This window comes from Yersinia ruckeri ATCC 29473, assembly GCF_000754815.1.
Classification (GTDB): Bacteria; Pseudomonadota; Gammaproteobacteria; order Enterobacterales; family Enterobacteriaceae; genus Yersinia; species Yersinia ruckeri.
Genome location: NZ_KN150747.1, coordinates 154,816 through 167,019 on the forward strand (window position 1 = coordinate 154,816; position 12,204 = coordinate 167,019).

Below are 12,204 nucleotides of genomic sequence, written 5' to 3' on the forward strand. Positions count from 1 at the left end.
TTTACTGCTGCTGTTGTATACTCCCACGCTTATTCCCCGTAACCAGAGACCTCCATGACTTATCGCGTGGCGTTTATTGACGATCATGACATTGTGCGTTCGGGTTTTGTGCAACTGTTATCCATGGAGGATGATATTCAGGTCGTTGGGGAATTTAGCTCGGCACAGCAGGCTCGCGCCGGTTTACCGGGGCTGAATCCACATATTTGTATTTGCGATATTTCCATGCCGGATCAGAGTGGATTGGATTTGCTTAAAGATATTCCCTCTGGAATCCGCGTTATCATGCTGTCGATGCATGATAGCCCAGCGCTGGTAGAAATGGCTCTCGAACGCGGCGCAAAAGGTTTTCTTTCCAAACGTTGCAAACCAGAGGATTTGATCACTGCGGTACGAACTGTGGGTTCGGGCGGTGTTTATTTGATGCCGGAAATCGCCCAACAACTGGTGCAGGTGGCTATTGATCCTCTAACTCGTCGCGAGCGGGAAGTGGCTATTTTACTCGCTCAAGGTATGGAGGTGCGTGAGATTGCTGAGTCTTTGAGCTTATCGCCGAAAACTGTTCATGTGCATCGAGCCAATCTTTTTGCCAAATTGGGTATCAGTAATAACGTGGAACTGGCGAAGCGGGTATTGAGTTTATGATGCAGCGCCTGATTACGCTGTTGGCATTATTTTTTATCTATTTTGCCGCGGCTTTTTGTTTGTGGGGAATTGGTACCTTGCTGGTTGAACAGCCATTGCAAGCATTGCTGCTGTTCCCCTTCGGTTTGCGTCTGGGCATTTTATTACAAAGTCCTCGAGGATACTGGCCGGGCGTTTTATTGGCCGATGCTCTGTTGATATGGTTGTTGGCCGATCAATTTGGCAGTCTGATATTTTTATGGACGGCGCTGCCGGTCTTATTGCTGACTACATTATTGGCGGTGTTTGCCTCGCCTTGGCTGCTACGTCATCAACAAAGCGACAGTGAATGGCAGTGGCCATTATTACAAGGCGCGGTGATTGCTGTGGCTGCGTTGATTCAGGCTGCGGTTTGGCAACTCTCTACCGGTCAGGGCGGAATGGCGTTGCTATTGGGATTCTCTGGCGGTTTTACCATTGCCCCGACGTGCCTGCTTCTGTGGCACTATTTGGCGCGGCAGATTTGGTTGCCTCTGGAACCTGGGTTGATTCACAAGCCGATTAACCTACGCCTACGCCATCTGGTTTGGTATTTGTTGCTGTTTGCATTGAGTATTTGGTTGCAACATCAAGTCAATGAGGCTGAGTTAAGGCGCTTTGCCCCTTTCTGCCTGGCGATCCCGATTGTATTTATGTCTTATCGTTATGGCTGGCAGGGAGCGCTGGTCGCCACTTTGCTCAATGGTGTGGCACTGATGGTAAACGAACCGGCTCAAATTGATTCACATCGGGATTTACTGTTGTCCCTGTTGGCGCAGAGTCTTACCGGTTTGCTGTTGGGGGCGGGTATTCAGCGACAGCGTGAGCTGAATCAGCAATTATCAGTGCGATTGAGTGAAAACCGTCGGCTGGCTCGGGATCTGGTGATTGCCGAGGAGCGAACTCGTCGAGAAGTTGCCAGAGAGCTACACGACGAGGTGGGACAAAGCATTACCGTCATTCGCACACAGGCCAGCATTATCAAACGCTTAACCGAACAGGTGCCGGTAGTGGCCAGCGCCGAAGTCATCGAGACACTGGCGCTGAGGGTTTATGACGGCGTCCATGATGTATTGAAACAGTTATGGCCCGCCGCGCTGAATAATTTACCGCTCTCTGCGGCGGTTGCTGCTTTGATGCGTGAATTGATTCCGCAGGATCAATCCGTGCTGGGAGTATTGCAATGGCAATTGAGCGATCAGTCTCTGGATGAAACGCTGAAAATTACGCTGTACCGTATTTGTCAGGAAGGCGTCACCAATGCTTATCGTCACGGCGCAGCCACGCGAATCGAGGTGAATGTGCAGCAGGTGAAACAGCAGGTACATTTGACGATTCGTGACAATGGTAAAGGTGTCAATCTTGAGCTATTTACGCCCGGCTATGGTCTACGCGGTATGCAGGAACGAGTGAGCGCATTGGGTGGAAGTTTTAAACTGGAGGGAAATAATGGCACTTGTTTGAGTGTGATCCTGCCCACAGTTCCTTCGTTAACTAAGCAAAACTAGGAAATATTCCCGATTCATGCAGGAAAGGTGCCCGTTTCTTTCTTACGCGCGCGCGCCATGATGACCACACTTTTATTAATGTCTGAGGTTCAACATGTGGTCTTTCTTTAAAAGCCGCGATAACGTACCGCTGGTAACGGATCAAAAAGAAATTGATACGGCCTATAAATATTGGCGTATTCAGTTAATGTGGACGATGTATATCGGCTATGCCGCTTTTTACTTCACCCGCAAAAGTTTTAACTTCATCATGCCAGCAATGCTTAGCGATTTGGGACTGACCATGTCTGACGTCGGCATTTTGGGCACTCTGTTTTATATCACCTACGGCTGCTCAAAATTTATTTCCGGAATGATCAGTGACCGTTCAAACCCACGTTTCTTTATGGGTATTGGCCTGATAATGACCGGGATAATTAATATCCTGTTTGGTATGAGTTCCTCTCTACTGGTGTTCGGCACCTTGTGGATTATCAACGCCTTCTTCCAAGGCTGGGGCTGGCCGCCATGTTCTAAAATTCTGACCAGCTGGTATTCTCGCTCCGAGCGCGGTGGTTGGTGGGCGATCTGGAATACTTCCCATAATTTTGGCGGTGCGTTGATTCCATTGTTGGTTGGCGGTATTTCACTGCACTTTAGCTGGCGTTACGGCATGATCATTCCCGGTATTATTGGTGTGGTGATTGGTTTGCTGATGTGCTGGCGTCTGCGTGATAAGCCAAGCACCATGGGGTTACCTAGCGTCGGGAGATGGCGTAACGATGCCATGGAACTGGTGCAGGAATCCGAAGGCTTGGGTCTGACGAATAAAGAAATCGTAAAACGTTATGTATTAACCAATAAATATATCTGGTTACTGGCGGTGTCTTATGTGTTGGTTTACATCGTGCGTACCGCGATAAACGACTGGGGTAATCTGTATCTGACGCAGGAAAAAGGCTACTCCCTGATGACGGCCAACTCTGCGATTTCACTGTTTGAAGTGGGTGGCTTTATCGGTTCTCTGGTGGCTGGTTGGGGGTCTGATAAGTGGTTCCGTGGCAACCGTGGTCCGATGAACCTCATTTTCGCCATCGGTATCTTCCTGTCCGTGGCGTCTCTGTGGATTATGCCGGGTGTCAGCTACGTATTACAGGCTGGCTGCTTCTTCGCCATCGGCTTCTTTATCTTTGGCCCACAAATGTTGATTGGTATGGCGGCGGCAGAATGCTCGCATAAAGATGCCGCAGGGGCTGCGACTGGCTTTGTGGGTCTGTTCGCTTATCTGGGTGCGGCATTGTCTGGCTACCCGATTGCTCGCATTATGGAAGTGTGGCATTGGAATGGCTTCTTCGTGGTCATTTCTATCGCGGCCTGTATGTCTGCATTGTTCTTATTGCCGTTTCTGCGCGCACAATCTCCGCGCTCGATCGAGGCAAGTGCCAGCGTCTGATAGCAGGCTGGTAAAGGGTTAATACTTCATTTTTTGGCCGATACGGTGGTTTTATCAACACTTAGTGTCCGGTTATTAAAAAGTGATTGACGACCCAGGAGCGTAGCAGTAAGATGCGCCCCGATTCGGCGAGTAGCGCAGCTTGGTAGCGCAACTGGTTTGGGACCAGTGGGTCGGAGGTTCGAATCCTCTCTCGCCGACCACATTTAAGAACCCTGGCTTTTTAGTCAGGGTTTTTTTCGATCATCTGCTTTATGGGTGAGAGTGACACCGACACTGGCTGCTTCTATCGTCGGAATGTTGAACCAGATTGACAAAACCCAACTCAAATTTCGTCAGATAATGCGTATATAGCAGCATTTCCTCCTGTTTCACTCACCAATCACAAAAAAAACTGGGCATATCTTCATCTTTCAGCAACAAAGTTTTTCTAATTGTCTTTGGGTGTTACCACTGGCATAGACATTTTACCCAGTGAATAACACTGAATAATTAGTAGTAGCATAATTTTTAATGCTAACTATGTTAATGAAAAGTTTTTTTTATGTTTGCTTGCTGTTTCTCATCCTCTGTATAAAACCCTATCAGCCGTATTGACGTTGCTGTTAACTGTTGCCAAATTGGTACCCTCAGGGGTAGTTAACGAGAGACGTTTTGGGGGTTAACCTCTTCAATCCGACCGTCTGAATAGGTTTCTATTCGGCTCCTCATTTTACCATTCCTGTGGCCATCGGGCCAAAACAGCACAGACCGCAGACTAAAAAATTATAGGGTCTGGTTGTACACACAACACACATCACACATCACCATAATGGAGCACAAGCGATGACGATTTCCTTGGGAAACGCAGGGATAGTAAAACTCGGTATTGGGCTAGTTGCGCTGGCGGTTTCTGCCGGTATTCAGGCAAAAACTTTGGTGTATTGCTCAGAGGGGTCTCCTGAAGGTTTTAACCCACAGTTGTTCACCTCTGGTACGACTTATGATGCCAGTTCTCGTGCCATCTATAACCGTTTGGTCGAATTCAAAATCGGGACGACCGAAATTCAACCGGCTCTGGCCGAGACGTGGGATGTCAGCGAAGACGGTAAAACTTATACTTTCCATCTGCGTAAAGATGTGAAGTGGCAGGACAGCAAAGATTTCAAACCTACCCGTACTTTCAATGCCGATGATGTGATCTACACCTTTATGCGGCAAAAAGATGAAAACCATCCTTATCATAAAGTTTCTGGCGGCAGCTATGAGTACTTCCAAGGGATGGGGATGGGAGATTTGATCAGTAAAGTCGAAAAAGTTGACGACCATACCGTCCGTTTCGTACTGACCCGCCCAGAATCGCCATTCCTCGCTGATTTGGGAATGGATTTCGCGTCTATCCTGTCGGCTGAATATGCCGATAACATGATGAAGGCAGGAACACCGGAAAAAGTCGATCTTAACCCGATCGGTACCGGTCCATTCCAGTTGCAGCAATACCAGAAAGATTCACGCATTCTGTATAAAGCCTTCGACGGTTATTGGGGTACTAAACCGAAAATCGATCGGTTGGTATTCTCTATTACACCTGATGCATCAGTACGTTATGCAAAAATGCAGAAAAACGAATGTCAGGTTATGCCGTACCCAAATCCGGCTGACATCGCTCGTATGAAAGAAGATAAATCGATCAACCTGATGGAGCAAGCTGGCCTGAACGTCGGTTATGTGTCCTTCAACGTTGAGAAAAAGCCGCTGGATAACGTTAAGGTTCGTCAGGCATTGACCATGGCGGTCAATAAAGATGCGATCATTGAAGCGGTTTATCAGGGTGCAGGCCAGCCAGCTAAGAACCTGATCCCACCAACAATGTGGGGCTATAACAATGAGATTAAAGATTACGCCTATGATCCGGTTAAAGCGAAAGAACTGCTGAAAGAAGCCGGTTTGCCAGACGGTTTCTCTATCGATTTGTGGGCAATGCCGGTTCAACGTCCGTATAACCCGAATGCCCGTCGTATGGCTGAGATGATTCAGTCTGATTGGGCTCAAGTGGGTGTAAAAGCCAAGATCGTGACTTACGAGTGGGGCGAGTATCTGAAGCGTGCCAAAGAAGGCGAGCACCAAACGGTGATGATGGGTTGGACTGGGGATAATGGGGATCCAGACAACTTCTTCGCCACATTGTTTAGCTGCGATGCGGCGAAACAAGGTTCTAACTACTCCAAATGGTGTTACAAGCCGTTTGAAGATGTTATCCAGCCAGCACGCGCTGAGTCGGATCAAGCTAAACGTGCCGCGTTGTACAAACAGGCTCAGGTCATTATGCACGACCAGGCTCCAGCTCTGATTGTTGCTCACTCCACCGTGTACGAACCTGTGCGCAAAGAAGTGAAAAACTACATTGTTGATCCGTTGGGCGGACATTACTTCCAGCAAGTGGATATCGTGAAATAAGCTGTCAACGCCGTTTATGGATGAGGGGGCTACGGTACCCTCATTGATCTGGTGTTCCAGATGTTCAAGACATCGTTATAGATGTGAGCCTTAAACCCATCCCTGTGAGTTGAGCCTGTGTGGGTGGCTTCAGGGGTCGGGTTTTTAATAAGCCTGACGGCCTATGAGCTGTCGGGCAATTTACACAGAGAGTTCGGGATATGTTTCAGTTCATACTCCGACGTTTGGGGTTAGTGATCCCAACGTTTATCGGCATAACATTGCTGACTTTTGCATTCGTCCACATGATCCCCGGTGATCCGGTGACCATCATGGCTGGGGAACGCGGTATCTCCGCAGAGCGTCATGCACAAATCATGGCGGAAATGGGGCTGGATAAGCCTCTCTATCAACAATATTTCCACTACGTCAACGGCGTATTGCATGGTGATTTAGGGATATCCCTCAAAAGTCGTATCTCCGTCTGGGAAGAATTCGTACCTCGCTTTAAGGCCACGTTGGAGCTGGGTCTATGTGCGATGTTATTTGCCATCAGCGTTGGGATTCCCGTTGGGGTATTGGCAGCGGTCAAACGAGGTTCGATTTTCGATCACACCGCCGTTGGGATTTCCCTGACCGGTTATTCAATGCCGATCTTCTGGTGGGGCATCATGTTGATTATGCTGGTTTCGGTACAGCTTAATCTGACGCCGGTTTCCGGGCGGGTCAGCGATACCATTTTCCTCGATGATAGCCATCCTTTGACCGGTTTTATGCTGCTCGATACTCTGATTTGGGGCGAAGAAGGCGACTTCAAAGATGCAGTAATGCACATGATTCTGCCCGCGATCGTGCTGGGCACTATTCCGTTAGCGGTTATTGTGCGCATGACCCGTTCTTCCATGCTGGAAGTGTTGGGCGAGGATTATATCCGCACTGCGCGCGCCAAAGGTTTAAGCCGAATGCGCGTGATTGTGGTGCATGCATTGCGTAATGCCTTACTGCCTGTGGTCACGGTGATCGGTTTGCAGGTGGGTACTCTGCTGGCGGGGGCAATTCTGACCGAAACCATTTTCTCCTGGCCTGGCCTGGGACGTTGGTTGATGGATGCGTTGCAACGCCGTGATTATCCGGTAGTGCAGGGCGGCGTATTGCTGGTCGCCATCATGATTATTGTTGTTAACCTGCTGGTAGACGTGCTCTACGGCGTGGTTAATCCGCGTATTCGTCATAAGAAATAAGGGGCGCAAAATGTCTCAAATTACCGAGTCAGCAGTAAAAAGTGCGCCGAAGCCAATGACTCCTATGCAGGAGTTTTGGCACTATTTCAAGCGCAATAAAGGGGCTGTCGTTGGCCTGTTCTATATCATTATCATGCTGGTGGTGGCGATTGGCGCGGGATGGTTAGCACCACACTTGCCAGCAGAACAATTTCGCGACGCATTGCTCAAACCACCCGTTTGGCAAGAAGGAGGTAGCTGGAAATTCCTTCTTGGTACTGATGACGTTGGCCGCGATGTGCTATCCCGCCTGATGTACGGTGCGCGTCTATCTCTGTTAGTCGGTTGCCTGGTGGTCACACTGTCGCTGGTCATGGGCGTGGTGCTCGGCCTGTTGGCTGGGTATTTTGGCGGGATAGTTGACGCCATTATCATGCGTATCGTCGATATCATGCTGGCATTGCCGAGTCTGTTGCTGGCATTGGTGTTGGTCGCCGTATTTGGGCCTTCCATTGTGAATGCCGCGTTGGCGCTGACGTTCGTGGCATTGCCACACTATGTCCGTCTGACGCGTGCTGCGGTATTGGTGGAAGTTAACCGCGATTATGTCACCGCCTCTCGCGTTGCGGGTGCCGGGGCATTGCGCCAGATGTTTATTAATATCCTGCCAAACTGTCTGGCGCCGCTAATCGTGCAGGCGTCTCTGGGTTTCTCTAATGCCATTCTGGATATGGCCGCTCTCGGCTTCCTTGGCATGGGTGCGCAACCACCCACGCCAGAGTGGGGCACCATGCTCTCCGATGTGTTGCAGTTTGCGCAGAGCGCTTGGTGGGTTGTGACCTTCCCCGGCGTGGCAATTCTGCTGACGGTTCTGGCATTTAACCTGATGGGGGACGGCCTGCGTGATGCTCTCGACCCCAAACTCAAGCAGTAGAGGAAGAGAGACATGGCACTTTTAAACGTAGATAAGCTGTCGGTGCATTTTGGTGATGAAAATGCGCCATTCAAAGCGGTAGACCGGATTAGCTATAGCATTGAGCAAGGTCAGGTCGTGGGTATTGTGGGTGAATCGGGTTCCGGTAAATCGGTTAGCTCGTTGGCTATCATGGGGTTGATCGATTACCCCGGTAAAGTCATGGCGGATAAACTGGAATTTAACGGACGTGATCTGACTAAAATTTCTGAAAAAGAGCGTCGGCAGTTAGTCGGTTCTGAAGTCGCGATGATTTTCCAAGATCCGATGACCAGCCTGAATCCTTGTTACACCGTGGGTTATCAGATTATGGAGGCGCTGAAAGTACATCAGGGCGGCAACCGCCGCACCCGGCACCAACGCGCAGTGGATTTGCTGATGCTGGTGGGCATTCCTGATCCGGCTTCCCGCTTGGATGTTTATCCTCACCAGCTCTCCGGCGGGATGAGTCAGCGGGTCATGATCGCCATGGCCATTGCTTGTCGCCCCAAATTACTGATTGCCGATGAACCGACCACTGCACTGGATGTGACGATTCAGGCCCAGATTATCGAACTGCTGTTGGAGTTACAGCAGCAGGAAAATATGGCTCTGCTATTGATTACCCACGATTTGGCTCTGGTGGCTGAAGCCGCTCATCATATTATTGTGATGTATGCCGGTCAGGTGGTTGAAACTGGGAAAGCGGCGGAAATTTTCCGCGCCCCGCGCCACCCCTACACTCAGGCATTACTGCGGGCATTACCGGAATTTGCGCAAGATAAAGCACGACTGGCGTCGCTGCCGGGTGTCGTGCCGGGTAAATATGATCGGCCGGATGGTTGTCTGCTCAATCCGCGCTGTCCTTATGCCAACCTTCGTTGTCGTAGCGAAGAACCAGAATTGCTCGGCCCGTCTGGACGTCAAGTTAAATGCCATACACCGCTGGATGATGCGGGGAGGCCGACCCTATGAGTCGCAATATTGAAATGAATAATGAGCCGCAACTCGCCAGACCGCTGTTACAAGCGATCGATCTAAAAAAATACTATCCAGTCAAGAAGGGACTGTTTGCACCGGAACGTCTGGTCAAAGCACTGGATGGCGTTTCGTTCACGCTGGAACGCGGTAAAACGTTGGCAGTGGTCGGAGAGTCTGGCTGTGGTAAATCAACCTTAGGCCGGCTGCTGACCATGATTGAAATACCAACCGGCGGCGAGCTGTATTATCAAGGGCAAGATTTGTTGAAGCCGGATGAAAGCGCAGAAAAACTGCGCCGACAGAAAATTCAGATCGTATTTCAAAATCCTTATGGCTCGTTAAATCCGCGTAAAAAAGTGGGCCAGATTCTGGAAGAGCCTTTGCAAATCAATACCACATTAAGTAGCAAGGAGCGGCGAGAGAAAACATTGGCGATGATGGCAAAAGTTGGTTTAAAAACCGAGCATTACGATCGCTATCCCCATATGTTTTCTGGTGGCCAGCGGCAGCGTATTGCCATCGCCAGAGGTTTGATGCTGAACCCAGACGTGGTGATTGCTGATGAACCGGTGTCTGCATTGGATGTATCTGTGCGGGCACAGGTATTGAATTTGATGATGGATTTGCAGCAGGAACTGGGACTGTCTTATGTCTTTATCTCCCACGATCTATCGGTGGTGGAACATATTGCTGATGAAGTGATGGTGATGTACCTCGGTCGCTGCGTTGAGAAAGGGAGCAAAGAGGCCATCTTTAACAATCCGCGTCATCCTTATACACAGGCGTTGTTGTCGGCGACACCGCGACTGAATCCAGATATGCGCCGTGAGCGGATTAAATTGACGGGCGAATTACCCAGCCCGATGAATCCGCCGCCGGGATGTGCATTTAACGCGCGTTGCCGCAGAGCCTTCAGCACCTGTAGGCAATTACAGCCGCAACTTAAACACTATGGTGATCAAATGGTAGCGTGTTTTGCTATTGATCAGGATGAATCCGAAGTCGGTAGTTAATGTAGTTAATATAGTTAATACCGATGATAAGAGCTAAAAAAGCACCGATGAGTTAATAATCGGTGCTTTTTTTATAACCCAAAGCAAATAATAAGCGAGTAAATTGTATATAGGTATCTCAGCAAGATCTTTCATATTTTTCTCTCGCTGAGATCTCACTTAGAACATCAGTTGAATATTTTTTCGATAATTTGAATATTATGCAGTTTGCATCGTTATTGACTGAATTTATCACGCCATTCTTTAATGAGATAATGCTCACATATTGAAAATATTTTGGCATCGCGATGAGATGGAAATAAACCGGTATTCATTCAATATAAAACAGGAACGTAATTATACGCTCCTGTTTATTGTAGATGATTCTCTTTTCGCTTTTATTGTGGGTAAGGCACCCAGTCTCCACCATTTAAGCGAATGTAGGTTTTTCCCTGATATTGCATAACCACGGCATTATCATTTTCAGATATAACGGCGGTCTCTGGTAAGCCTTTAATCAAAGTCTGCCAGTCAACGTCTGGAGCCGTAAATATCTTGCCGTCAACCACCCGGGAAACCAGCTCTGAAATAGCCAAATAGCTACTTGGCGCTTTGATGACGATCGGGCTGGCTGGATCCGCTGCTTTCATGCCAATCATCTTAATGCCTACTGGAATATGCGTAATGCCTGGGCTGGGTATGTCACGTAAGCCGGACATTTGCATCTTGTCACCAACCAATGCGGCACCGTGTTCAGGCACCACGACCACCATGACTTTACGGCCAGATTTCTCTAATTCCCCAAAGAAGGTATCGAGCTGATCAAACATAGTTTGCGCTCTGGTTTTGTAATCGGCGGTTTTATTGGTTCCGACAAAACGGTTGCCATCATGCAGTGGTACAAAATTCACGAAGGTTGCACTTCTCGCACCTTCCGTCCCTTCTTTCTGCTGTGCCAACCAACGATTCAATAGCTCCAGGTTGTTATAAACCGGCTCATTATCAAAGGAAACCAATTGGTTGCTGATATCTTTCTGTGACATCAGTGGCGCACGCATATTGGCATCTTCCCGCAGATTCTGTAGGTAATTACCGAAAACCCCTGAGTGATCCAGCATCAATTGGGATGTGAAGCCCAATTTTGCTAAGTTATCAAATAAATAGCATTGTTGTTCTGCGGATTGGTACAGATCATGGTGGGATTCCTGACCGCAGCTGGCGCGCAGTAAACGAATTGACGCCGGGCCACTGTAGGCGGTTGCCGAGTTGAAATTTCGGAACACCAAATCAAACTGATTCCACAGCGGATGCTTATCTAACTGAATGGCCTCTATATCTGACCATGATAGAGAACAGACATTAATAACCAGTAAATCAAAAGGTTGAGCGTCATTTGGTAATGTGGACGGGAACTGAGTGACGCGGTTTTTTTCCTGCGCGTAGAAATTGTTCAGGTACGCCGTTAGGTTTGCGCTGGTTGGCGGCGCGTCCACCGCAGGCTGCGCACTGGTGTGAGCGGTTGGAATATTGCTCTCGGTGGCAGTCGTGGTACTGGGTAGCAGGGATAACGCTGGCCCTGCGAGAGTTACCACGTTTAGCCAAATTATTGCCGCAATGATAAATACCGTGACGCGAATCCACTGGGAAATGAACAGATAGCCGACCAACATCACAAAGGCTGCACCGATCATGCGCCAGTTGATGAAGCGTTCAATCAATTCGATGATATAGCTGAAACTAAACCCAGCGACCTGTGAGCTTTGGCTCAGGATGCTGCTGAAACCCGGTAGCCAGGTATCGTGGAGGAACAGCGCCAAGCCGATGGGAATACCAATCCAATGGCGTAAGCGATGCAGCCGTTCAGCAGGAATAGGGAAAACCAGGTAAGCAACAAACACCAAGTTAGCAAATGGATGAAAATTAAGGTAGCCAAACCAGAGTAGAGCCAGTTTCAGTAGGAAATAGTAGTTCCAGCCGCCCAGACCGCGCCAATAACGCCATGGCGTCTGTGATTTTTGCGCATTCTTTTTCAGGTTCATGG

Annotated in this window: 9 protein-coding genes and 1 tRNA gene; 9 read left to right on the forward strand and 1 reads right to left on the reverse strand. The window is 49.0% G+C overall.

Translation table 11 applies throughout. The features are described from left to right. The first annotated feature begins 54 nt into the window (after positions 1–54). The 9 genes from uhpA (at position 55) to dppF (ending at position 10,184) form a co-directional block, all read left to right on the forward strand. A complete protein-coding gene (gene uhpA / locus DJ39_RS00665; RefSeq protein WP_038242915.1) occupies positions 55–645 on the forward strand; it encodes a response regulator transcription factor UhpA in 591 nt (196 codons plus the stop codon). After that, positions 642–2,171, forward strand: coding sequence for a signal transduction histidine-protein kinase/phosphatase UhpB (uhpB, locus tag DJ39_RS00670; protein ID WP_038242914.1), 1,530 nt, complete (start codon positions 642–644; stop codon positions 2,169–2,171). Before uhpA ends, uhpB begins: the two co-directional genes overlap by 4 nt. 94 nt (positions 2,172–2,265) lie before the next feature. Continuing rightward, a complete protein-coding gene (gene uhpC, locus DJ39_RS00675) occupies positions 2,266–3,603 on the forward strand; it encodes an MFS transporter (RefSeq protein WP_004718352.1) in 1,338 nt (445 codons plus the stop codon). A 126-nt stretch (positions 3,604–3,729) separates the two neighbouring features. Next, positions 3,730–3,806, forward strand: a tRNA-Pro gene (locus DJ39_RS00680). Positions 3,807–4,428: 622 nt separating this feature from the next. Further along, on the forward strand, positions 4,429–6,039 hold the full coding sequence (dppA, locus tag DJ39_RS00685; RefSeq protein WP_004718354.1) for a dipeptide ABC transporter periplasmic-binding protein DppA: 1,611 nt from the start codon (positions 4,429–4,431) through the stop codon (positions 6,037–6,039). Positions 6,040–6,239: 200 nt separating this feature from the next. Continuing rightward, on the forward strand, positions 6,240–7,259 hold the full coding sequence (gene dppB, locus DJ39_RS00690; RefSeq protein WP_038242913.1) for a dipeptide ABC transporter permease DppB: 1,020 nt from the start codon (positions 6,240–6,242) through the stop codon (positions 7,257–7,259). 10 nt (positions 7,260–7,269) lie between these two features. Beyond that, complete coding sequence (gene dppC / locus DJ39_RS00695; protein WP_004718359.1) at positions 7,270–8,172, forward strand: dipeptide ABC transporter permease DppC; 903 nt, start codon at positions 7,270–7,272, stop codon at positions 8,170–8,172. A 12-nt stretch (positions 8,173–8,184) separates the two neighbouring features. Further along, the gene (dppD, locus tag DJ39_RS00700; RefSeq protein ID WP_004718360.1) at positions 8,185–9,165 is read left to right on the forward strand and encodes a dipeptide ABC transporter ATP-binding protein; all 981 of its coding nucleotides are present in this window, start codon (positions 8,185–8,187) and stop codon (positions 9,163–9,165) included. A gap of 14 nt (positions 9,166–9,179) precedes the next feature. After that, the gene (gene dppF, locus DJ39_RS00705; RefSeq protein WP_004718363.1) at positions 9,180–10,184 is read left to right on the forward strand and encodes a dipeptide ABC transporter ATP-binding subunit DppF; all 1,005 of its coding nucleotides are present in this window, start codon (positions 9,180–9,182) and stop codon (positions 10,182–10,184) included. A gap of 377 nt (positions 10,185–10,561) precedes the next feature. On the opposite strand, the gene bcsG is transcribed toward dppF, so the two are convergent. Beyond that, the gene (bcsG, locus tag DJ39_RS00710; RefSeq protein WP_004718365.1) at positions 10,562–12,202 is read right to left on the reverse strand and encodes a cellulose biosynthesis protein BcsG; all 1,641 of its coding nucleotides are present in this window, start codon (positions 12,200–12,202) and stop codon (positions 10,562–10,564) included. Positions 12,203–12,204 lie beyond the last annotated feature (2 nt).

What these genes read in the sequence shown, in the direction of transcription:
- uhpB (WP_038242914.1), top strand. Translation starts at nt 642, where the DNA reads ATGATGCAGCGCCTGATTACGCTGTTGGCATTATTTTTTATCTATTTT.
- dppC (WP_004718359.1), top strand. Translation starts at nt 7,270, where the DNA reads ATGTCTCAAATTACCGAGTCAGCAGTAAAAAGTGCGCCGAAGCCAATG.
- uhpA (WP_038242915.1), top strand. Translation starts at nt 55, where the DNA reads ATGACTTATCGCGTGGCGTTTATTGACGATCATGACATTGTGCGTTCG.
- dppA (WP_004718354.1), top strand. Translation starts at nt 4,429, where the DNA reads ATGACGATTTCCTTGGGAAACGCAGGGATAGTAAAACTCGGTATTGGG.
- dppF (WP_004718363.1), top strand. Translation starts at nt 9,180, where the DNA reads ATGAATAATGAGCCGCAACTCGCCAGACCGCTGTTACAAGCGATCGAT.
- bcsG (WP_004718365.1), bottom strand. Translation starts at nt 12,202, where the DNA reads ATGAACCTGAAAAAGAATGCGCAAAAATCACAGACGCCATGGCGTTAT.
- dppD (WP_004718360.1), top strand. Translation starts at nt 8,185, where the DNA reads ATGGCACTTTTAAACGTAGATAAGCTGTCGGTGCATTTTGGTGATGAA.
- dppB (WP_038242913.1), top strand. Translation starts at nt 6,240, where the DNA reads ATGTTTCAGTTCATACTCCGACGTTTGGGGTTAGTGATCCCAACGTTT.
- uhpC (WP_004718352.1), top strand. Translation starts at nt 2,266, where the DNA reads ATGTGGTCTTTCTTTAAAAGCCGCGATAACGTACCGCTGGTAACGGAT.